Raw genomic sequence first — 20,718 nt, forward strand, 5'->3', positions numbered from 1 at the left:
CGGGGGCGCGGGGTGGGGGCGGGCGGCCTGCGGACACGGTGGCGGGAAGCGGGCGGCCGTGGAGAGTAGGGCCGCCGAGGTGGCCGCCTGGTGCGCGCGGCGGCAGTGGCCTGTCTTTCCCCTGCAGGCCGGGCACAAGACGCCCCGCCCGGGGTGCAGCCGGTGCCGGAAGACCAGCGACCGGTACGAGGCGCACGCGCCGGCCGGATGCCCGTGCATCGGGCAGGGCCGCTGGTGCCACGGCTTCTATGCGGCCACCGTCGATGCCGGGCGTATCGCGCGGTGGTGGAGCGAGCGTCCAGTGCCGGGGGTCGGGGTGGCCACGGGCCCGGCCGGACTGGTGGTCGTGGACGTGGACTGTCATGTCGAGGGCCCCGTCGAGACGGGCCGGGTGCTGCCCGCCTTCGACGTGACGGAGCAGGACGCGCGGGCCGTACGCACCGGATGGGACACCTGGAATCTGCTGGCGCGTCTGGCCGGGGGCCCGGATGCGGCCGGTGCTGTGCGGACGCTGACAGTGTCGACCCCCTCGGGCGGGCGGCACCTGTGGTTCACCGCGCCTCGCGGGACCCGCTGGGCGAGCTCGGCGGGCGGGGACCACAGCGGGCGGGCGCTGGGATGGCAACTGGACGTGCGCGCCGAGGGCGGCTACATCGTGGCGCCCGGGACGCGGACGGCGGCGGGGACGTACCAGGCGGTGGGCGAGGTCCGGACTCCGGCGCGGCTGCCGGGCTGGCTGGCCGGTGCGCTCGAGCGGACCGGCCATCTGCTGACGACGGCCGCCGCCCGGCCGCGCGCGGCCGCGGTGCCGAATCTGGCCCGCCAGATCGCCGCGCCGCAGGCACGGACCGCGTGGGCCAACGCGGTGGCCGCGACGGCTCTTGCGCAGGTCGCCGAGTGCGAGCGGCTGCCGGAGGGCAGCGGCTGGAGCAGCAAACTGAACAAGGCCGCCTTCACCCTGGGCGGACTGGTCGCGGCCGGGCTGGTGTCGAGCGATGCCGAGGCCCACGCGGCTCTCGTGGATGTGGCCGTGCAGGCCCGTCCGCAGCGCGAACGAGAAGCGCACAGGATCATCCAGTCCGGGCTGGTCGCCGGGCAGCGCCGCCCCCTGAACCCGACGAAAGACCGCTGAGCCATGAGCTACACGAGCAGCACGAGCTCGGCCGTGCCGACAAGCCGGGCCCCGGACGATGCGCCCTACGACGCGGCGCGCGCGGCGCAGCAGTTGACGGCGGATGCCTCCCCGGCCGACGCCGCGCCGCAGCCTGTGCTGCTGCCGGACGAGCTGACCGACTTCGACATGGCGATCCTGTTCCAGCGCGTGTACGGCGACTACTACCGGTTTGTGTACGGCATGGGCTGGTACCGGTGGGCGGAGTACCGATGGGTTCCCGACACCAACACCAACGCGATCCGGTACTCCGCGATGCAGCTGGCGTCCAACATGCCGCGCAAGGACCCGCGCTCGGACGAGAACGTCCGCCACCCGGACCGCGATCTGGCACGGCACCGCAAGCGCGCGAAGAGCGCGTCGGGAGCGGCCGCGCTGGTGAAGATGGCCGAGACGCTGCCGGAACTCACCCTGCAGCCCGACGACTTGGACTCCGACCCGCACGCGCTGTGCACGCCAGGCGGGGTAGTCAACCTGCGCACGGGCGGGATGGTGCCGCCCTCGACCTCGCAGCACCACAGCCGGGCCACCGCGGTCACGCCGCGAATCATGCCGACGCCGATGTGGAACGCGTTCTTGACCGACACCTTCGGCGACGACGCGGCCGGCCAGGAGATGCGGGCCTACCTGCAGACGCTGTGCGGATACTCGATCTCCGGCGCGCAGGGCGCGCAGGTGCTGGCCTTCCTGTACGGGGAGGGGCAGAACGGCAAGAGCGTCCTGGTGGACGTGCTGCTGAAGCTGCTGGGCGAGTACGCCGACTCCGCCCCGCCCAACTTCCTGATGGCGTCCCCGTACGCGGACCACCCCACCGAACTGGCCGACCTCCAGGGGCGACGCCTGGTGGTGTGCTCGGAGATCAACCAGGGATCGAGGTTCGACGAGGCAAAGTTCAAGCTGCTCACCGGCGGCGACAGGATCAAAGCCAGAAGGATGTACGAGAACTTCTACAGCTTCGAGCCCACGCACAAGCTGTGGCTGGTCGGAAACCACCGGCCGGTGGTCCAGGCGGGCGGATTCAGCTTCTGGCGGCGCATGAGGATCATCGAATTCGACCGGATCGTGCCCAGCGAGCGCGTCGTGGACGACCTCGGCGACCGCCTGGTCGCCAGCGAGGGACCGGGCATCCTGCAGTGGCTCATCGACGGCGCGGTGACCTACTTCAACGGCAGCGACCTGCGCCTGGACGGCCCCCAGCGGGTACGGCTGGCCACCCAGGACTACGAGGAGTCGGAAGACTCCGTCGGCCGCTTCCTCAGGGACTGCTGCGTCATGGGCAGCGAGTACCGCGTCCTGCAAAAGCACCTGGGCGAGGCATACCGGGACTGGTGCCGCGGGGAAGACATGGTGCCGGTGAACTCCCGCGAGTTCGCCCGCTTGGTCCGCCAGAAGCTGCACATCCGCACCGGTCAGCAACTGCCCAAGACCAACGGACAGCGCTACTTCCCCGGCCTCGGGCTGCTCACCGAGGGCCCGGACGCCGCAGACGAAAGGACGGGAGCATGAGGCAGGAGCTCACGCAGGGGCCGACCCAGGGGCTTATCCCCCCGCCCGCCCCGTCACGGAAAACCCGCAGGTCAGAGCCCACAACGCTCCGGCCGCAGGGGCTGAAAGGGGCCGACTTTGAGGAATCTCCTCATATTGAGCACCGCCGCCCTTCGGCTCCACAAACTGAGATGTCAGCCCCTTTCAGCCCCTGCGAGACTTCCTATGTCGCCTGAAAACCTTCCTGACCTGCTGCTTTCCTTCCCCGGCCGGGTCGGCGGCGCAGGGTCTGACACAGGTCCTTCCTCAGCCCCGGTCCCGGCCCCGCGCCCCGCGCCTACCTATGGAGAGACACCGATGTCCGATGCCTCGACGAGGAGCCTCTCCCAGGAGGTCAACATCGTCTGGGTCGAGGGCCAGGAGGTGACCGAGGAGAAGTACGACTACGTCCGGTGGATGTGGGAGAAGACCCGCAACAAGACCGGGAAGCCGAGCGGCGCCATGCGGGCGGGCCGCATCATCGGCTACGCCGAGCTCGAGGAAAGCGCGGAACCCACCGAGCCCTCACGCCGCTACCGGCGGCGCGTCTTCTACGTCAAGGACAACGACCGCAGCGAGCCCGGAGGGCAGTACCAGGACGCCACGCCCCACGAGGCCGTGGATCCGCGTACCGTCCGCGCGGGGGTGCACGGCCGTCTCACCGACCGTGCCCGGGGCCGCCGTCCCGCCCCGCCCAAGGAGGCGGCCCCTGCTCCTGCCCCGCAGTCGGAGCCGCCGCCCGACGGCATGCTGTTCTGACCTCACTTTTGGGCGAACACGGCCCCTTGAGCCCCTGCCCGCCCTCCGTCCGCCTGTTCGATGGCTTGCCGAGGTTCCAGCCCCTTCAGCCCCTGCCCGCCCGCCAAAGAGCCTCTGGCCTGTGCGTTCGGCCGACGTCTGACAGGGGCAGGGGCCGAGTCCCCCTGCGGGCAGGGTCCTCAGCCCCTCGCGCGCGGCGCCGGCTGAGGGGCGGGGCCGTCGATCAGGACCCTCTTCCACGAGGCGACGTTGGGCTTGCGGCGCAGCAGCGCTCTGCGCTCCCGTTCGGTCATTCCCCCCCACACGCCCCATTCGACTCGGTTGTCGAGGGCCTCCACCAGACACTCGGTGCGCACCGGGCATCCCGTGCAGATGGCCTTGGCCCGGTTCTGCGCCGTGCCGTCCGCGAACAGTTCGTCCGGGTCGGTGCTGCGGCAGGCCGCGTCCTCGTGCCAGTAGGCCCTCTCGCTGGTCATTTCTGTCCTCCCCCGTCGCGGCTCGGCGACAAGGCCGAGCTTATTGCGCAGGTCATGACCGGTGCGGTGCGGGGCGTCGTGGTCACCGGGATCGTCGGGTGCGGTCATGTCTGCGCTGCCAGGGCTTCCACCACGGCGGCTTCGATTCCGTTGGTCGACCACTGTGCCGCGGCAGGCGGCGGAGCGCAGCGGGAACGTTCCGCCGGGCGGGGCGAAAAGAGGCTGCGGATCCTGTGCGAGGCGCGTGCCACGGGACCGGGGGCGGCGACACGCAGCGCCGTCATGGTGCGGCCGGGCATGGGCGCGCTGCTATGGTACGGGCGGACAGGGCTGTACGGCGGCCCGACCGCGCGCGTCGATACCCGGCTTTTCACGGCGCGTTCTTCGGCGGCAAAACCGGCCACGGCTAGTCCTCACCCTCAGCGCACAGGACGACTCCTGCAGGGCTGCGGTGCCGGGACGTGAGCCTTGCCGAAACGGAGTACGCCGTGGCCACGACCAGCAACCAGCGCCGTACGCGCGCCCGCCGCCTCTGCACCGGTGAGCCCCATGCCCTCGCGCTCGACGAGGTGCGACGCCGCCGCGACGTTCTTCCCGCAGCATCCACCGACGGCCAACGAGACCTTGAAGCGCGTGTCCTGGCCGCGCTCGTCGGCGAGTTCGGCCCGCACCGTCCCCACGACCACGGCGGCCCCTTCGCGCTGGCCTGGGTCGGTCCGCGCGAGGACTCGCTGATCCTGGCCGCCGCCGCAGCGCAGCGCGAGCGCGTGGTGCGGTGCCTTCTGCGAGCGGGTTCCGCCGACGGCCACGGGGCATCCGGCCTCGACCAGCGCACGACCACCGGACCGTGGCTCGCCCTGACCGGCCCGGCTGGCGGCACCCTGCTGCTCCCCCGCGACCATGGCCCGGCGCTGCTGAGCGCCCGGGCGGACCTGCCCGAACGCCCGGCCAACAGCACCGGCCAGGACGTCCTCTGGGCCGGTACGCCGGACGGACGGGAGCGCGCGAGCACGGTGCTGCGCCGCATCCGCCTCTTCGCCAACCACGACACGGTCGACTTCCACACGGTGCTGCCCGAGGATGCCGAGCTCGCCGGACCGCACCCGGAGCTGCTGGATCGGCCCCGGCGCCCGCGCGTCATCGCGGTCGTCAACTCCAAGGGCGGCCACGGGTGCAGCTCTCTGGCCGCCGGCCTCGCCCAGGCGCTGTCCGGCCAGGGCCACCGCGTGCTGTACCTCCTGACAGCGCGCGGCAGGCAGGGCGGGCCGGGTCTGCAGGAGCATCACTGGCCCGAGGCGGACCCCGGGCTCGCCGCCGTGTCCCAGGAGCCCGACCGTCACGTCCTCCCCATGCCCGGCCTCGGCCACGCCTTCGTCCGCTGCTCGACCCCGGGCGCCGACGGCCCGGACGAGGCGCGGCAGTTGGCCCTCCTGCTGCGCCACCCCGCCCTTGACCGCGCCTTCAGCCACGTCGTCATCGACGCCTCCCCCACCGGCCTGCCGCGCGCCGCCGCCAGCACCGCCGACCTCACCCTCGCCCCCTGGCGGCACATGCCCCGCCCCCCGGGCCGGGACGTCACCGAAGTGCACCTCACCCCCCAAGGAGAGGTCTGGGCCTGGCTCGAAGGCGCCTACCGGGACTTTGAGCGCTCCGGCCCGGCCGACCGGGAGGACTACACCGCGTACGAAGAACGCCTCGACCAGTTCGCCCGCGACCACGGCGCGCATGCCGCGGACGACGAGCCCGAGGACACCCTCGCCAGGCGCCTGTTCCTGCACGACACCGACGAGGCCGGCCGGCAACGGTGGGGAACGCGGTGGGATCAGGCGCGGGACGGCTGGATCGCGCACCTGCGGCGAAAGCAAGCCGCCGGATGGGACGAGGCGGCGGGTGCGCGTGTCACGCGCAGCCTGTCCGACCAGGAGTGGGAGGCCGCGTTGCGGTCACGGGTCGCCGAGGCCTCCGACGAGGTGTTGTGGGACCTGCCGATCGCCACCGGCAGGCGCCGCCCCTGGCTGGTTCCGACCACACGGATGCCCGCCGACGTGCTCGGCGCCCTCCGTCGGGCATCCGCGGCCCAGGGCCTTCGCCTGTCCTCCACCGTCCTGCCCGACCTCGGCAACGCCGTCGGGCCAGCGTCCCGGGCCCGCTGGGAAGAGGCCGCACGGCAACTGGCCAACGAGGCCCACATGCAACTGCCCCAGTGACATCACCGGTCCCGCGGTGAGTGTGGAGACCGGGCCGCGAGCCGGCCTCCACGCTCACCGGAAGGGTGGTGATCGTACGGGAGAGCAACTGCCGCCCTCTCACAGTGAGTAGCATCCGGCAGCAACAACCAGGTACAAGGAGTGCTGTCGTGGCCGACGAGCCCGCAAAGACCCCCATCCAAAACAAGTACGCGCAGCAGTACGCCGATGACCTCGCGGCCAACCGCAAGGAGCAGGGCGACGTCACCGCGCAGATCGCGGGTCTCCAGGAGCGCCTGAAGCAACTCAAGGCGGAGGAGGACTGGTTGGCCAAGGCGCTGGGCAGTTTGCCCGAGGCCCCGGTACCAAGCGGGCCCGAGGCTGAGCCGGCCGCCGCTGAGGTTGAGGCTCCGTCGGCGGACACGGCCGAGCAGGCCGAAGCCTCCGCACCGGCCGAGACGGTCGCCGACGCGCCCCATGCCGTTCCGCAGCAGCGGCAGGACCAGTCGGTGAAGGAGGAGCAGCCCAGGCAGGCCGCCAAGAAGACGGCCTCGGCGAAGAAGACGGCCCCCGCGAAAAAGGCCGCGACCAAGAAGGCCGCCAAGACGACAGCGAAGAAGACGACGGCGAAGAAGGCCGCCGCGAAGAAGGCCTCGGCCAAGGAAGCCCCGGCACAGCCGGCCGCCGCCGCGGAAGCACCGGCGGCCAAGGCCGCGGCCGAGGAGAAGACGGGGCCGCCGCTGTGGCAGCTCGCCCTGGACATCCTCCTCAAGACTCCCGGGCAGCCGTGCGTCGCCAAGGAGGTCCGCGACCAGCTCGCGCAGGATCATCCCGACCGGGCGACGTCCATCCAGACGGTGCGCAACAACCTGGAGACCCTGGTCAAGAAGGGGCTCGCGGAGAAGTCGCACCAGCAGGGAAGCGCGATGTACACCGCCTACACCGACGCGGATGCGGCACCCGCTGTCGACGGCACCGCGGTCGGCGAGGCCGGGCAGGCTCCCGAAGCCGCTGCCGAGAAGGTCCCGGCGAAGGTCTAACCCCCGCTGCGGCCCGCCCGGGCACCCGCGACGGCCCGGCGGGCCGAGCGCCGCAGGTGCCCGGGCAGCAACAGCGCGCCGACGAGAAGCTGGAAGGCCGCCAGCGCGTAGCCGAACGGGTAGTCCTCGCCCAGGCCCCAGCTCAGGATGCCCGCGACGCTCCCGGCTCCCAGCCAGGCGACGGCCGCGCACGGCAGGCCGCTGCGCGTCCTGGCCGTTCCGTAGGCGGCGACGGCCGCCAGACCGGCGGCCGCCACACTCATCTCGGCGCGTGCGCCCAGGACCCCGGCGGCGAGCACGCAGATCACCGCGCCGACGGCCAACGCGGTCCACGGGTGCACGGGGGCGGGTCGCATCACGGTCTCTCCAGGGCTGGGGCATCCGGAGCCAACCACGCCGCGGCCGGGGCGGGCAATGAGCTTCTCGTACCGCCCCGCGGGCCGCGTCGCCTTGCCGCGTGCGCCCTAGGCGGGCCGGACCACGATCCGGCGCCCGCCCGGCGGGATGCCCCTGGCGGTGCGTCGGCGGGGCCTTGAAGATCGGGCCCAGCCCGCGTCCGGTGGGCGCGGACTCAAGGAGGGCCTGTGGTGGGGGCGTTGGTGTGGCTGGCCGTCTGTGCCGCGGCGATGGCCGTGGCCGGTAGCAGGGTTTGGGCGGTGTGGCAGCCGGGGCAGGACGCGCCGTGGGCGAAGCGGTGGGAGGCCGCCTCCGCGCTGCTGGGGGTGCTCGGGTTCACGGTCTTCACGCTGGCGGTGGTGGCCCGGGCTAAGGGAGCGGTGTTCACCGGCGTCGCGGTGGCCGTGGTGCTGCTGTGGGTCCTGGCCGCCGGGTGCATGGTGGCGGAGAAGGCCGTGCGCAGGCAGGCGGCCCAGGAGGCGCGCACAGCCCGGCACGAGAGCGGGCTGCCCGTGGAGAGGCGGATGTGGGCCCCGCGCACCGTGTGGATCGTGTGGGTGGTGGCCGGGTGCCTGCTGGCCGCCTGCGGACTGGCCGTGTGGGTGACGCAGACCCGGCTCGATCCCGCCCACGCTCGGCCCGAGGACCTCCTGGCCCAGGCGCATCAGTTGTCCGCCACGGCGGCGATCGTGATGAGCACCGCCCTCGTGGTGTCGGCGGTGTGCGGTGCCGTGCACGCGCTGGCCCGGCGACGGCGGCAAGAGGCCGACCGCGCGAGGGTGCTGGCTGCCGGGCAGCAGGTGACGGCGGGCAGGCCGTGGCCGCCGACGAGGGGTGCCGTGGCGGTGCCGGAGCGGGCTGCTCCGGCACCGCACCAGTCTCCGGACGGGGCGCGCGGTGTGCCCCGTCCGGTCGGTCACTGGCTGTCGGGCGTGTGCGCCTGGCGCCGGCGGCGGGATCCGGCCCACACGGCGCCGCCGCCAGCGGCCACCAGGACGCCGCCCGCGCCGATGAGCCAGGTGGTGTTGGCCGAGCCGGTGTGGGCGAGCTGCGCGGAGGGCGTGGCCGGCTGGTGGGGCGCGGCCGGGGACGGTGTGGTTGCCGGCGGGCTGGTGGGGGCGGGGGCCTTGGAGTCGGCGAGGGTGACGGCGACCTGGGCGCCGGGCGTGGCGGTGAAGCGCTGGGGCGCGGCGTCGGCCCGGTAGCCGTCCGGCGCGGTGGTCTCGCTCGCCCAGTACGAGGTGCCGTTCTTGAGCTTCACATCGAGCTGGAGCTTGGCGGTGCCGTCCTTGCCGGTGGTCAGGCGGGCGATCTCCTTGCCCCGGGCGTGCTCGCCGGAGGCGTTCAGGGTGTCGGCGTTGATCGTGATGACCGCTCCGGCCAGCGGCTTCCCCGTCACCTTGTCGGTCTTCTTCACCAGCAGTTCGCCCTGCTTGAACGGGTCGATGATGGTGATCGGGTTGGCGGCCGCCCGCTTGCCCTCGGTGATGGTGATGTCCTGGTCGGGCACGCGTTCGTGCAGGCGGCTGCCGGTGTCCGTCTCGCGCAGCCGGTAGGTGCCCGGCACGAGGTCGTCGAAGGCCAGGGTGCCCTCAGAGCCCGTCTTTCCCTCGGCGACGACCCGGCCGGATCGCGGGTCGGTGAGCTGGAAGGCAGCTCCGACCAGGCGCTCACCGCCCGGGTCCTTCTTGTGGATGGTCACCCCTCCGGGGGCGGCAGTGACCTTGATGGCGGCATCCGCGCTCGCGGTGGTGGTGTCGCCGGCCAGCAGCATCCGCTGCGCCCGGCTGTCGCGGGGCGTGAGGATCTTCAGCTCGGCACCGGGCAGGTTCGCAGCCGTGGCCCGGACGGTGGCGGTGCCCTTGGTGTCGGCGGTGAACTCCCAGTCGGCGGTTCCGTCCTGGCCGGTGGTGACCTGCCCGTGCTCGCCGTCCTGGCCCGCTTCGGCGAGTGCGACCTTGACGCCGGGCACCTTGGCTCCGGAGAGCTGGGCGGTGACCGCGACGGTGACCGTCACCTTCTTCCCGGCCGGGGTCTGAGTCACCTTCGGGGTGACGGTCAGCCGGTAGGGGCCCGCGTACTTCTTGGCCTCGGCCAGGTAGCCGAGCGCTGTCGTCCGGGCGGACGGGTCCACGTTGGGGTAGGCCAGGCGCTGCTTGCCGCGGGCGCCGTCGATGCCGTAGGTGCCGCCGGCCAGCCACTCGTACACGGCCGCGTCGACTGCGGCGGCTTGGGCCGCGTTGCGGGTCTGGCCGTACTTGCCCACGATGTAGGAGGCGTAGGCGAGGTGGGCGTCGGGGACGGGGCGGCCGGTGACCGAGGAGGTCCAGTGGTCGACGGTCTTCGGGTCGCTGTAGCCGCCCGCCGCGTCGGGGCCCTTGCGTTCGGGATCAGCACAGAACGTCTCGTAGTTGCCGTACACCTTCATGCCGGGCGGCCCGTACGCGCCGATGTGGGAGCTGGCGGCGTGGCCGTCGCTGTCGGGGATCGCGTAGCCCGGTCCGAATTTGTCGTGGCCGCCCGTCGGGGCCGCGTAGGCAGGTGACCAGGCGAGGGTGCCGACCGCCGCGGCGGCGATGACGGTGGCGGCCAGGCGCATCGACGCGCGGACGAGAGGTGCGTGCATGACGGGGGTGGACTCCTTGGTCAGGGAGGGGTGATGCGGGCCCGGATACGGCAGCGCCCGCCCGGGCGGATGGATGAACGGGGGCCCGGGCGGGCGCTTGGGCGGGGAATAGCCGGCCGTGGGGTTACGGGCGCGCCGTGACCGCGGCGAACGGGCGCTCGGCGAGCTCCTCGCCCGGGCGGGCGGCCAGGCGCGGCCGGGCGGACGCCAGCGGGCGGACGACGGACAGCGGACGGGACGTGAACGGGCGCTGGTTCATCTCGAAGGCTCCTCGGAGAAGACGGTGAAGCGTCGGTTGGACAGAGGTGATCTCAACAGGAGCGGCCCCCCACCGCCAGGGGCAAAACGGGATGAAATCCGCTAATTCCTTTGGGTGGGACACGAGTTGGTCCGGCGGTCTGGGATGCGGAACAAATCCCCTCCTACGTCGCGCTCCCGGTCCGTCCGGCGGACCGCCCGCCGCCCGGCCCGACGTGACGCCCGTCACGCCCGGTGTGCTCCTGCGGACCCGACAGCGGCTTCTTGATCGTCCAGGCTCGATGGGCCGATGCCGCAACGAAGGGACGAACCGATGCCTGTACTGCGCCAGCTCACCGCCTGCTCCGCGCCCGCCACGCACATGGTCGAGGGCCGCAGCCGCACGAAGGGGCGTGCGCTGCAGTACCGGGTGGAGGTGTGTGCGAGCCACCGGTGGCTCGCCGGGCACTGGCCGGGCCGGCACACGAGGCGGGAGCCGGGCGGGCGCTGCGGGACGATGACCGACCACCGGGCCTACCTGCAGGTGGTGCGGTCACACCTCGACACCTGGATCGGTCCGCTGACCACCCAGGACCTGGACACGCACGGCGGGGACGTGGCCGCCGCGCTGCGGGCCGCCCACCAGTGGATGCGGGAGGGGCACGGCGACCGCGCAACGGCCCGCGGCGACCTCTGGTACGCCGTGGCGGTCGCGCTCGGGCACGCGGCCTGGCTGGCCGAGGCGGTGGCGGCCGGCCTGCTCGAGCAGGAGGACGGCGAGCGTCAGGTCCTGGCGGCGCTCAGCGCGGCCGAGACGCTCGACGGCACGGCCTGCGGGCGCTAGCAACACAAGGGCCCGTGTCCCGCCCGCAGTCGGGTGCGGGCGGGACACGGGCCGTTGGGGTGGCGGGCGGTCAGTCGAGCTGCATCGGGACGCAGTCGGAGACGTACTTCTTGGCGACCCAGCCGGTGGTGTTCTTGGGCAGGCCGCTGCGCGACTTCGTGCCGAGCTGCAGCTTGATCCAGCTGCCCTTCGTGGCGATCTTCTTGCCCCAGTCGTTCTTGTACAGCAGCCCACGCGAGGCGTAGCCGGTACCCGGGCCGGTGCGGAAGTTCACGCCGTTGGCCTGGTAGACGTAGTAGTAGACCCCCGGCTTGCACGGCATGGCCGCGCGGGCCTGCGCCGAGGCAGCCGCCGGGGTCTGGGCGAACGCGGACGGGGCCGCACCCACGGCGAGCGCGGCGGTCGCGGCGAGCGCGACGGCGGGAACGGTGCGGCGGAGGACGGACGGAAACGGCACAGCGGTCTCCCCTTGATCGGCGGTTGTGCCAGGGAGCCTCCAGGCCAGCCGGGGCCCGTGACCGGCGGGCCGCCAGGATGTACCAGGGCCCACGACTGCGATCGTTGATGCCGTCCCGCGAGGTGGGAGTGGCCCCCTGCCCGCCGGAAAGTTGGGCGGGCGTTACACCGTGGGGACGCGCTGCCTGGGGGCCGGGCAGGGCCCGTGACGGGCGGTCCGCCGGGGCGTGCCAAGCGCTGGCGCGGCGATCGCATTCGGCGTGCCGGGAGGTGGGACCGGTGTGTGCGGGCGGTGTGGTCTCACACCGGGGTGGCGGCGGGTGCGGGTGCGGGTGCGGGCGCGGTGCGGGCCGTGAGCAGGAGCGCGCAGCCGGCGGCGGCCACCAGCGGGACGGCGAAGTGGCCGCTGAGCGGGCCGGCCAGGGCGGTGCCTCCGGCCAGGCCGAGCCGCATGGCGCTGGACATCCAGCCGACCGCCTCGGTCGAGGTGCCCGGTGGGGCGAGCGCGGTGACGGTCAGGGACGCCACGGTGAGCAGGGGTACGAACAAGGCGCCCGGCAGCAGCGCCAGGGCGAGGACCGCCGGGGCAGGCAGCGGGGCGAGCAAAGGGAGCCAGCAGGCCGCGTACGCGCCGCCGAGCAGCATCAGGTGACGTGGCCGCGGGGCGGTGGTGGGCTGGAGGCGGGCGAACAGGACGCCGCCGAGCAGTCCGGCGGCGGAGAACGCGGCGGGCAGCGCGCCCGCCAGCCAGGACGCATCCTGGCGTTCGGCCACCGCGATCCCGGCGACGTCGAGGGCGCCGACCGTGGCGCCGAGGAAGACCAGGGAGAGCAGCAGAGGCCGCATGGCGGGCGGGCGCAGCACGCCGAGCCGCTCGCGGCGGCGCGGCGCGGCCCGCCAGGCACGGGCCGGTGGGGCGGTGGCGAAGGCGAGAGAGCCGGCCACGGTGACGGCGGCCCCCAGGGCGAGGGCCGCGGCCGGGGAGAGCCAGGTGGCCATCGCGATGGCCAGGGCGGGGCCGGTGACGTAGACGATCTCCTGGGTGGACGAGTCCAGCGTGTAGGCGGTGCGCACGTGGGCGTCGTCGGGCAGCACTGCGTGCCACAGTGAGCGGAGCCCGCCCTCCAGCGGCGGGCATCCGGCTCCGGCCAGGGCGACGCACAGGGCGGCAAGCGGCAGGTGGGCGGTGCCCGCCACGGCCAGGGTGCCGAGCGCGACGGCGACCAGGGCAGCGCCGAGGTAGCAGGGCAGGAGCAGGCCGCGCAGGTCGGCCAGCCTGCCGAGCAGCGGCAGTCCGAGTGCCGGGGCGATGCCGTAGAGCGCGGCCAGCAGACTGGCGCTCGCCAGGGAGTGGCCCTCTGCCTGCGCCGCCAGGATCAGGGCGACGGGCACCATGCCCAGCGACAGGCGTCCGATGATCGAGGCGATCAGCAGGCGGCTGCAATATCGGTGGCGCAGCACGGCGCGGAAGGTCGGCGCGGTGCGCGGTTGCTCCGGGGCTGCGGCCGGTGCGGGCAGGGATGGCGGCTGTGGTGCGCGGGCCGGCGCCTTTGTGGTGCGGGGGACGTCACGGACCTGCGCGTGGGCCATCGCCTGCCTGCCTCTGCAAGGGAAGTCGAGTTGTCTCGCGGGGCCGCCCGCACGGCGGGCTCGTCAGGGCGCGCGCCGTGCGGGCGGGGCAGCGGCACGGGGATGAACCGCTGGTGGCACAGCCCAACAGGGCACGGAGGCTGCTTCAACGCCGCTTCCCCGGCAGCGGTCGGCATCGGGCATCAAGTCGCAGCATCTGGTGCGGCATTCCCCCTCACCGGTCCGCCTCACGGGGTCCGCAGCCAGGGCGGCGAGCGCGGCAAGCAGCAGCGTCGACGCCTCGCCCACGGGTTCGGTCGGCTGTCAGCAGGCAGGAAGTCGCCGCGCCGTCAGCACCGCCTCGCGGGTGCGCCCGTACGGCACGCGGCGGCATCCCCGGGCCGGGTGCCGCCACCCGGCACCCGCCGGCCGTCACGGCTGTTCCCGGTGGTGCGCCGGGCAAGGGGCTAAGTCCCGGCCGATCAGCACGGGCCCACAGTCTCCAGGTCCGCCGCTCCGGCGAGCTGCCGCGCGAGGGAGCGGCCGCTCAGGGGGGCTGCGTAGGTGTGGGTGGTGGTCCACACCGCGCCGTAGGCCGCCTTGTAGGAGCGCTGGCCGTCCTCAGCTGTCGTGCGGCCGAGGTCGAGCGTGGTGTATCCCTCACCCGTCAGGTCCTCGCACAGTCTGTGCAGCAGGGCGTGCCCCGGCGCCAGGTCGCGCTGCGTGGGATCCATCGCGGTGATCACCGAGTGGACGCGGTTCTCGCTCCGCAGGCACAGCTGAGCGGCAACCGGACGGGCGTCCAGGGTCAGAGTGGCGATGAACGCGAGGGGAGCACAGTGCTCGAGGACCTGCCTCCAGGGCAGCGCGAGGTCGGCCGTCCCGGCAGCTGAAGCCCGCGGTGCGTTACGGAGGCGGAACAGTCTCTCCAGCACCTCGTAGGCGGCGAGGAGTTCCGACGCCGTGCGGGTGCGGTGATATCCGACGCGGTCGCTCAGCGCCTCGACGGCCCTCCGGCGGCGTGTGTGATCCCGCCGCGTCGACCGGGACAGGCCGGCCAGGTCCACCGGCAGCGCCACCGTGGCGTAGAGGGTCTGTGTGCGTGGCTGGCCCCATCGTCGGTATGCCTGCTCGGCCAGGAGGCAGTCTGCCGCCAGGTCGGCGACCAGCACGTCGTCGGCGAGAGCGGGCAGGCGTCGGACGAGAACGCTCACCGCTTCCTCACTCTCGCCGACGGGCCGGACCTGTTCGCACGCGGGCCAGGACAGCGGTGTGATGCGCGTGCGGCCGGTGCGGTCGACCTCGCGAACCAGGGCGAGAGCCGCGACAGGCTGCTGGTCGGCCATGGCCGCCACAATCAGCGGCTCGCAGGAGGCCGGCAGGTGCCGGGCCCATCCCAGCAGCCAGTCCGGATCCTGGTAGACGGTGGCTGCGGTGTCCTTCTCGGCCAGGCCGGGCCACACCCGGGCAAGGAAGTGCAGTGCTGCATTCCCGGAGTACTCACGGCTTCGAAGACGCCCGGCCGCCCGGCCGGCGCAGTGCTGTGTCCTCATGCACGACAGGACACCCGGTACTCGCGGCGCTGGGCTGGGCTTCCCATCCTCGTTCCCTCGGGCGGGAGGGGGAGGCGCACTGCCCGGGGCGGGGTTCCGCCAGGCGATCCGGACGTCAGCACCGCCTCGCAGTATGCCCGTACGGCCCGGCACGGAACGTGGCGGCACCCCCGGGTGGGGATGCCGCCGCAGTGATGGTTGCGCGGTTGTCGCGGGCTTCCGCCGCCGGCAGTTGCCCGTGCGCTGGAGGGTGGCCGGCCGGCGTGTCTGGTCGTCAGCGGGACACGGCGAATCCGTCGCGGATCCAGCCCCAGGTTCCGGCGGGGAGACCGCTCTTGGAGCGGTGGAGGAGCTTGGAGTACATCCAGGCCTGGCGGTGTTCGACGGGGCCCTTGAGTACGCCGCAGGTGGCGACGAACGTGTCGCCCTTGTAGAGCAGGCCCTTTGAGGCGTAGCCGGTGCCGGGGCCAGTGCGGATGTTGACCCCGTTGGTGGTGATCGTCGAGGTTTTCCGGGTGATGTGGTAGCGGCAGGCCGACGAACCGACGGCTGAGGCGTTCGGCGCGGCCATCGCCGCGGCGCCGACGAGCAGGGTGACGGCGGTGGTCAGGGTGGTAAGGCGCTGTCTGGCGGTCGATGGCACAAAAGACTCCTCTTCGTGTGGACTGCGTGCACGCACGCCGTGGAGCACGGCTGTGGAACCGGCGGGTTTCGTCGGCGGCCCGGCCGCGGCTCGGGGCTTCGCCGTTGTGGGCGGTTGCCTCGGGAGTTGGCTTCGCGGACGCCCGGTCAGCTCTTGACGGGCCACTCCAGCGGGTCCTGGTAATAGCCCTGGAAGAGCTGTACGGCGGTGGCCTTCTGCCCTGCGGGGATGAGGAAGGCGCTGCAGATCTGTTCCGACTGCCCCGCGGCGAGCTTCTTGTCGGAGTCGAAGGGCGGGCAGTTGGGCCACGTCGCCTGTCCCAGAAGGACGATGAGGGCACGGGTGCGCTGGCCGCCGCTGGTCTTGACGATCAGGTCGTCGTCCATGTCGCCGAGCCGCATCGCCCTGCCGCTCTTGTGGGTGAGCGTGGACCAGACGTACACCGGGACCTGTGGCCCGTCCGTGGCGTCCTTCTCCAGCCCGGAGTTGTTCATGTCGGCCGCGGTGCCGGTCACCACCTTGGTGGGGGTGACCGTGTAGGTAGCGCCGGCCGAGTCCTGCATGGTGCTCTCCTGCACCGGACTGACCTGGCCGAGACGGTAGGTGGTCTGCTCCTGCGCCGTGCGTGAGGCGGAGCTCGGGTGTCCCTGTGGCGAGTCCGTTCCGTTGCAGCCGGTCAGCACCACGGCCAGGGCCAGGGCGCCCATCGCCGCCTGAGCGGCACGAGTGCGCCTATGCATGTCTTTCTCGCTTTCCTGCTTGGCGGGTGGGGCGGCCGTTCGCCGACATGGGCCCGGTCTTCTCCTCGATGCAGGTGCTGCGGACCTCCGGGCCGTGCTCCCGCTGGACGCCGTCACGGCGTCGCGCAGCGCAGTCCGAGCGGGTCTACGGGATCCCGCAGGTCAGCAGCCCTGGGTGCCCTTGGGGACGTCCTTGTGCACGAAGGCCCAGTTGACCCAGCCCGTGGTGCCCTTCGGGAGGCCGTTGCGCGATTTGGCCCTCAGCGTGGCCTTGTACCAGGTGCAGTTCCCGAACCCGCCGGGGTTCGTGGCGGTCACCCTGATCTTGTCGCCGGTGGCCAGCAGCCCTATGGTCGTCGTCTTGTAGCCCGGGGCGGTGTGGAAGCGGATTCCGGTGCCGCCTTCGATGGTGGTGTCGTAGTCGCGGACGTTGTGCACGCTGTACGCCGAGGCGGGACTCGCCGCCAGGGTCCCGACGGCGAGGGCTGCGGTGATCAGGGTCGTGGCGGCGCGGGTGCGCGTCTTCATGAGGTCTCCGATGCGGGGTTCATGGGCCGGGCTCTGCGTGCGCGCTGCAGTGATGCGCTGGTCGGCAGAGCGTTGAGGCGATCCGGTGGCGAGGAGGACACAACCCGACGTGCGGGCTGGAGCGTCAGCCCGCCAGGTTCACCAGACCGTCGTCGCGCACCCACCCCTTGGTGCCCTTCCTGATCCCGGACTTGGAGCTGGTGATCTGGGCATAGTCCCAACTGCCCCTGCTGCACATCACGGTGAGCTTGTCGCCGCGGTACAGGTAGCCGAGGCTCTTGTAGCCCGTGGAGGGGCCGGAGCGGAAGTTCCAGGCGTTCTTGCCCACGGTGGCACCGAAGTTGGCCCAGTTGTGGGTGCACTGGCTGTTCTCGCCGACGGCGTAGGCGGACGGGGCGGTGGTGACGGTCAGGGCTGCTGCGGCGGCGACCGCCATGACGGCGGGGACTGCGGCGGCGCGGGTCGCGATACGGCGGATCATCAAGGAGCCTTTCGAAGAACGTGACGCGGGGGTGACCTGCAGCATCGATGCTGCGCACCTGGTTGCGGCCGATGCCGGGGCCGGCCGCCCGGCTCCCACGGCCTGCAACGCCGACTTGGCGTGCTGGTCCGCGGGGCGGGAGCAGCGGTGCGGCCGGCTGCGCGGGTGAGCACAGCCGGCCGCGTCGGGGTGCCCGCTCGGGCCCCTCGGCTACTTCGGGATCGGCGGGGTGGGCGCGGGCCAGGTGTTGTACGGGTTGGCGCACTGGTAGACGACGTAGCCGCGGATCTTCTTGTGGTCCGACTTGCGGGTGACCGTGCCGTGCACCCACCACGTCTTCTTGGACTTCTGGTACACCCACTGGCTGTAGGTGATCTTGTCGCCCTTGTAGGCGATGCCGACGGTGGTCGATCCGGTGGAGTAGGACTTGTGGACCTTGACGGCCTTGCAGGAGATCGTGTCGGTCCCGGTGTCGGCGGCCTGCGCCGTCGAGGCGGTGGCGATGCCTCCCGAGGCGACGGCCAGGCCCAGGGCACCGGCCACGACGGCACGTTTGACGCGCTGGCGAACGATCACGCGGAACTCCTTGTTGTGGGAGGAAAACGGGCCGGGCGGCCCGCACTGCCCACGGGCCCGCCCGGCCCCGGCAGGGGTGCGCACCCTCAGGTCCGGACGTGACCGATCCTTGGCGGCCAGCGGTGGTGACGGCGTCGACCATCGGCTGCGGTCCCACCTGCTGGCTCCGCGACTTGCCCTGCTCTCCCGGCAGGCGGAATCCGCCGCCCGGCGACCGGCGACCGGCGCGGCGGCAGTGCTCGGGGCCGGCGAGTCCGTGGGGCGGGAGGCGCAACCGGGTTATGCGGCGCATCCTCCCGCCCCACGGCGTGCTCGACGCCCGGGCGGCCCGCAGCGGCGGCGGGCGGGCGTAGATGGAGTGGCACCCATAGCCCGAGCGACCCGTATGGAGCCGATGACGTGAGCCCCCGCACCGCCTTGACCCTGCCCGACGAGGGCCTGGCCATCGGCTTCCAGCCGTCCCCGCCCGAGGCGGACACCCGCGCACTGCATCAGCTGCAGCGCGCCCTTGCTCCGGGCGACCGGCCGTTCCTGGGCCTCCCGGACCACCTGGAACAGGTGATGGTCGAACTCGCCCCGCTGCTCGGCCTGTTTGACCACCAGCAGGGCGGCCCGTACGACGACAGCCGCTTCGACGACGGCGTCCGAGCGTACGAGAAGGCGGTGCTCAACTACTTCGCCGCGCTCGCCGGGGCCTCCCCCGACGAGGCGCACGGCTATGTGGCGGCCTCGCCGCGCGAGGCACTCCTGCACGGTCTGGTCCTGGCGCGCCGCGGGCTTCCGGAGCCGTCGGTGTACGTCAGCGAGCAGGCCCACTACGACGTCGTGCGGGCCAGCGAGCTGCTGGGGATGAACACGGTGCGCATCCGGGCGCTGGGCGACGGAACGATGGATCCCGATGATCTGCGGCTGCAGGTCCGGATGCGGCGCGGGGCGGGGGCGCTGGTGGTGGCCACCTGCGGCACTCCCTTGCACGGCGCCATCGACGACGTGGCCGAACTGCGCGCCACGGTTGCCGCGTTCGGGCCGGTGCACATCCACGTCGATGCGAGCGCGGGCGGACTGGCGGCCGCGCACAGCGACCTGGTGGCGTCGTGGTCGCTTGCGCACGGCGCGCACTCCATCACCCTGTCCGGGCACCCCCTTCTGGGACTGCCCGTCCCGGCGGGCATCTCGCTGGTGCGGCGCGTGCAGGACCCGCCCACGAACCTGCCGATCACGGTGCCCGACCGCCTGCTGGTCGGCGCCCGCAGCGGGCTCAGTGCGCTGCTGTTGTGGACGCGGCTGCGCTCCCTGGGCCGGGCCGGAGTGGCCGCCATGGTGGCCCGGAGCCAGGAGGTCGCCGCCTACGCGCTCGCCACGTTCGAGGCCGCAAGGGTGGCGCCGGAACGCTTCCCCGGCTCGTTGACGGTCACCTTCGAGCGGCCAGCCAGGTGGGTGGTCGACAAGTGGCGCCTGCACTACAGCGGGGATCGGGCGCGGATCGTCACCGCCGGGCCCATGACGTACACCGCCGTCGACGAGCTCGCCGCCGATCTGTCCGCTGCCCGTCAGGGAGTTGCCGCGTGACGCCCGCCGTTCCGCTGCCCCGCTCCTTGCTCACCCTTCCCGCCGAGGTCGGTGATCTGATGGACCACACCCCCGAGTCCGCGTATGCGCACCTGCGCGACACCCACCCCGACTGGTTCCTCACCCCGCCCGGGGACGGCGCGATCAGCATCATGCACTGGCCGATGACCGAAGGACAGGTCATCTACCGCGACCAGTGGTGGATGCTGCTTCAGGACCCGGTCGTCTTCCCGGACGGCCGGCATGGCCGCTACCTGCGCATGGTCTCTCCGCAAGTGGAGCCGGGGGTGGCCGTGCTGCCCCTGCTGGGCGGCGACGTCGTCCTCATCGAGCACTTCCGGCACGCAACGCGGGCCTGGCACTGGGAGATCCCGCGGGGCGGCGCCACCGCCGGACTCGCGCACGCCGACAACGCAGCCAAGGAGTTGCAGGAGGAGATCGGCGCTCCGGCAACCGAGTTCATCGACCTCGGAATGGTACATCCCGACACTGGAATCCTGGCGGACGCAGTCCAGTTGTACGCAGCGCGGATCGACACCGTCGGTGAGCTCGAACGCGGGGAGGGCATCCGCCGTGCCCGCACCGTCCCCTTCGCCGAGGCCGAGAAGATGGCCCTGACCGGCGAGATCACCGACGCCTTCACCATCACCGCGCTGTTCCGGGCTCGCCAGGCAGGTCTCTGCAGGGAGCGTCTGGTCGCATGACGGGGAGGCAAGGGCGCGACCGGCTGACCGCAGTCGTGGAGCGTGCCATCGAGCAGCACCTGCCCGGCGGCACGTTCGGAGTGGATGTTCCGAGCATGGCCCGCGAGGTCGTTCGGCGGGTGCGCCGGCAGTTGGTGTTCGAGCGGTTGGAGGAGACGGCGGCGAAGCTCGCCGAGACGATCGAAGGCAGCAACGCCCCGGCCCGGACGCAAGACGCCTCCCGGAACGATGGCGCCTGAGATCCGGCGGAGGAAGGTCTACGCGGTGGGACGTTCGTCGGCGTCGAGGCCCAGGGTGCGCCGGGCCTCTTCCCACACTTCCGGGCTCACCGGGACGCCAGGAGCGCCGGGGTAGTCGAGGATTACCGGGTCGTAGCTCTGCCCGAGCTCACCCAGACCTTGCTGGACGTCGTCCTTGGTGGCGGAGGGCGCCGGGTCGAGGTCCATGAGAAGGACGCGGTTGCCGGCACGCTGCGCCATGAGCTGAGCCACCTCGATCGAGGTGGTGGTCTTGCCGCGCACCCGGGAGCGGGGGGTGAGGTAGGGGCTGCCACGGAGATTGGCAACGACGCGGGCCGCCGGCTCGGGGGTGCTGTTCTCCTTGGGCTCGCGGCCCTGGTTGTCGATCGGCACTTCGAGCC

23 protein-coding genes are annotated in these 20,718 nt (G+C 72.6%); 9 read left to right on the top strand and 14 right to left on the bottom strand.

Annotated elements, in window-relative coordinates; all coding sequences use genetic code 11:
- Positions 1 to 79 precede the first annotated feature (79 nt).
- From ABZ404_RS34700 to ABZ404_RS34710, 3 genes are all read left to right on the top strand, one after another.
- Positions 80 to 1,132, top strand: coding sequence for a bifunctional DNA primase/polymerase (locus ABZ404_RS34700; RefSeq protein ID WP_358991301.1), 1,053 nt, complete (start codon positions 80 to 82; stop codon positions 1,130 to 1,132).
- Positions 1,133 to 1,135: 3 nt separating this feature from the next.
- Positions 1,136 to 2,677: a phage/plasmid primase, P4 family gene (locus ABZ404_RS34705; RefSeq protein ID WP_358836917.1), complete on the top strand. Its 1,542-nt coding sequence runs from the start codon at positions 1,136 to 1,138 to the stop codon at positions 2,675 to 2,677.
- A 336-nt stretch (positions 2,678 to 3,013) separates the two neighbouring features.
- Positions 3,014 to 3,454 carry a DUF6009 family protein gene (locus ABZ404_RS34710; RefSeq protein ID WP_358836916.1) on the top strand — a complete coding sequence of 147 codons (441 nt, stop codon included), beginning with the start codon at positions 3,014 to 3,016 and terminating at the stop codon, positions 3,452 to 3,454.
- Between the two features lie 179 nt (positions 3,455 to 3,633).
- On the opposite strand, the gene ABZ404_RS34715 is transcribed toward ABZ404_RS34710, so the two are convergent.
- A complete protein-coding gene (locus ABZ404_RS34715; protein WP_358836915.1) occupies positions 3,634 to 3,930 on the bottom strand; it encodes a WhiB family transcriptional regulator in 297 nt (98 codons plus the stop codon).
- Positions 3,931 to 4,418: 488 nt separating this feature from the next.
- Here ABZ404_RS34715 and ABZ404_RS34720 point away from each other — a divergent pair, with 488 nt between their 5' ends.
- Both ABZ404_RS34720 and ABZ404_RS34725 read left to right on the top strand, forming a co-directional pair.
- Positions 4,419 to 6,137, top strand: coding sequence for a hypothetical protein (locus tag ABZ404_RS34720; protein WP_358836914.1), 1,719 nt, complete (start codon positions 4,419 to 4,421; stop codon positions 6,135 to 6,137).
- Positions 6,138 to 6,286: 149 nt separating this feature from the next.
- Positions 6,287 to 7,156: a hypothetical protein gene (locus ABZ404_RS34725; protein WP_358836913.1), complete on the top strand. Its 870-nt coding sequence runs from the start codon at positions 6,287 to 6,289 to the stop codon at positions 7,154 to 7,156.
- Here the strand turns inward: ABZ404_RS34725 and ABZ404_RS34730 are convergent.
- From ABZ404_RS34730 to ABZ404_RS34745, 4 genes are all read right to left on the bottom strand, one after another.
- Positions 7,153 to 7,512: a hypothetical protein gene (locus tag ABZ404_RS34730; RefSeq protein ID WP_358836912.1), complete on the bottom strand. Its 360-nt coding sequence runs from the start codon at positions 7,510 to 7,512 to the stop codon at positions 7,153 to 7,155. The two genes, ABZ404_RS34725 and ABZ404_RS34730, sit on opposite strands and share 4 nt — an antisense overlap.
- A 215-nt stretch (positions 7,513 to 7,727) precedes the next feature.
- A complete protein-coding gene (locus tag ABZ404_RS34735; RefSeq protein ID WP_358991274.1) occupies positions 7,728 to 8,093 on the bottom strand; it encodes a hypothetical protein in 366 nt (121 codons plus the stop codon).
- 375 nt (positions 8,094 to 8,468) lie between these two features.
- Positions 8,469 to 10,178 (bottom strand): SpaA isopeptide-forming pilin-related protein, encoded by a 1,710-nt coding sequence (locus ABZ404_RS34740; RefSeq protein WP_358991277.1) that lies wholly within the window; start codon positions 10,176 to 10,178, stop codon positions 8,469 to 8,471.
- 124 nt (positions 10,179 to 10,302) lie between these two features.
- Positions 10,303 to 10,437 carry a hypothetical protein gene (locus tag ABZ404_RS34745; RefSeq protein WP_358991280.1) on the bottom strand — a complete coding sequence of 45 codons (135 nt, stop codon included), beginning with the start codon at positions 10,435 to 10,437 and terminating at the stop codon, positions 10,303 to 10,305.
- Between the two features lie 312 nt (positions 10,438 to 10,749).
- Here ABZ404_RS34745 and ABZ404_RS34750 point away from each other — a divergent pair, with 312 nt between their 5' ends.
- Complete coding sequence (locus tag ABZ404_RS34750) at positions 10,750 to 11,259, top strand: hypothetical protein (protein WP_358991283.1); 510 nt, start codon at positions 10,750 to 10,752, stop codon at positions 11,257 to 11,259.
- Between the two features lie 70 nt (positions 11,260 to 11,329).
- Here ABZ404_RS34750 and ABZ404_RS34755 read toward each other — a convergent pair whose 3' ends face one another.
- The 8 genes from ABZ404_RS34755 to ABZ404_RS34790 all read right to left on the bottom strand — a co-directional run bounded on the left by ABZ404_RS34755 (position 11,330) and on the right by ABZ404_RS34790 (position 17,805).
- Positions 11,330 to 11,716 (bottom strand): SH3 domain-containing protein, encoded by a 387-nt coding sequence (locus ABZ404_RS34755; RefSeq protein ID WP_358837821.1) that lies wholly within the window; start codon positions 11,714 to 11,716, stop codon positions 11,330 to 11,332.
- 299 nt (positions 11,717 to 12,015) lie between these two features.
- Positions 12,016 to 13,176, bottom strand: coding sequence for an MFS transporter (locus ABZ404_RS34760; RefSeq protein WP_358991286.1), 1,161 nt, complete (start codon positions 13,174 to 13,176; stop codon positions 12,016 to 12,018).
- 590 nt (positions 13,177 to 13,766) lie between these two features.
- Entirely contained in the window at positions 13,767 to 14,837 is a 1,071-nt protein-coding gene (locus tag ABZ404_RS34765) for a GNAT family N-acetyltransferase (RefSeq protein ID WP_358837391.1), read from the bottom strand.
- 274 nt (positions 14,838 to 15,111) lie between these two features.
- On the bottom strand, positions 15,112 to 15,480 hold the full coding sequence (locus ABZ404_RS34770) for a hypothetical protein (RefSeq protein ID WP_358837392.1): 369 nt from the start codon (positions 15,478 to 15,480) through the stop codon (positions 15,112 to 15,114).
- A gap of 146 nt (positions 15,481 to 15,626) precedes the next feature.
- Complete coding sequence (locus ABZ404_RS34775; RefSeq protein WP_358837393.1) at positions 15,627 to 16,220, bottom strand: hypothetical protein; 594 nt, start codon at positions 16,218 to 16,220, stop codon at positions 15,627 to 15,629.
- Between the two features lie 162 nt (positions 16,221 to 16,382).
- Positions 16,383 to 16,748 carry an SH3 domain-containing protein gene (locus ABZ404_RS34780; RefSeq protein ID WP_358837394.1) on the bottom strand — a complete coding sequence of 122 codons (366 nt, stop codon included), beginning with the start codon at positions 16,746 to 16,748 and terminating at the stop codon, positions 16,383 to 16,385.
- Positions 16,749 to 16,872: 124 nt separating this feature from the next.
- Entirely contained in the window at positions 16,873 to 17,229 is a 357-nt protein-coding gene (locus ABZ404_RS34785) for an SH3 domain-containing protein (RefSeq protein ID WP_358837395.1), read from the bottom strand.
- Between the two features lie 210 nt (positions 17,230 to 17,439).
- Positions 17,440 to 17,805 carry a hypothetical protein gene (locus ABZ404_RS34790; RefSeq protein WP_358835387.1) on the bottom strand — a complete coding sequence of 122 codons (366 nt, stop codon included), beginning with the start codon at positions 17,803 to 17,805 and terminating at the stop codon, positions 17,440 to 17,442.
- Positions 17,806 to 18,204: 399 nt separating this feature from the next.
- On the opposite strand from ABZ404_RS34790, the gene ABZ404_RS34795 reads away from it, so the two are divergent.
- The 3 genes from ABZ404_RS34795 to ABZ404_RS34805 are packed head-to-tail and all read left to right on the top strand — an operon-like array spanning position 18,205 to position 20,317.
- Positions 18,205 to 19,374, top strand: a complete 1,170-nt coding sequence (locus ABZ404_RS34795) for a pyridoxal-dependent decarboxylase (RefSeq protein WP_358835386.1) — start codon at positions 18,205 to 18,207, stop codon at positions 19,372 to 19,374.
- Positions 19,371 to 20,078: an NUDIX hydrolase gene (locus tag ABZ404_RS34800; protein ID WP_358835385.1), complete on the top strand. Its 708-nt coding sequence runs from the start codon at positions 19,371 to 19,373 to the stop codon at positions 20,076 to 20,078. Before ABZ404_RS34795 ends, ABZ404_RS34800 begins: the two co-directional genes overlap by 4 nt.
- A complete protein-coding gene (locus tag ABZ404_RS34805) occupies positions 20,075 to 20,317 on the top strand; it encodes a hypothetical protein (RefSeq protein WP_358835384.1) in 243 nt (80 codons plus the stop codon). The genes ABZ404_RS34800 and ABZ404_RS34805 overlap by 4 nt, the downstream gene beginning before the upstream one ends.
- An 18-nt stretch (positions 20,318 to 20,335) precedes the next feature.
- Here the strand turns inward: ABZ404_RS34805 and ABZ404_RS34810 are convergent, their stop codons facing one another.
- Complete coding sequence (locus ABZ404_RS34810; RefSeq protein WP_358835383.1) at positions 20,336 to 20,710, bottom strand: ParA family protein; 375 nt, start codon at positions 20,708 to 20,710, stop codon at positions 20,336 to 20,338.
- Positions 20,711 to 20,718: the final 8 nt, after the last annotated feature.

This window comes from Streptomyces sp. NPDC005878, assembly GCF_040629815.1.
GTDB lineage: Bacteria > Actinomycetota > Actinomycetes > Streptomycetales > Streptomycetaceae > Streptomyces.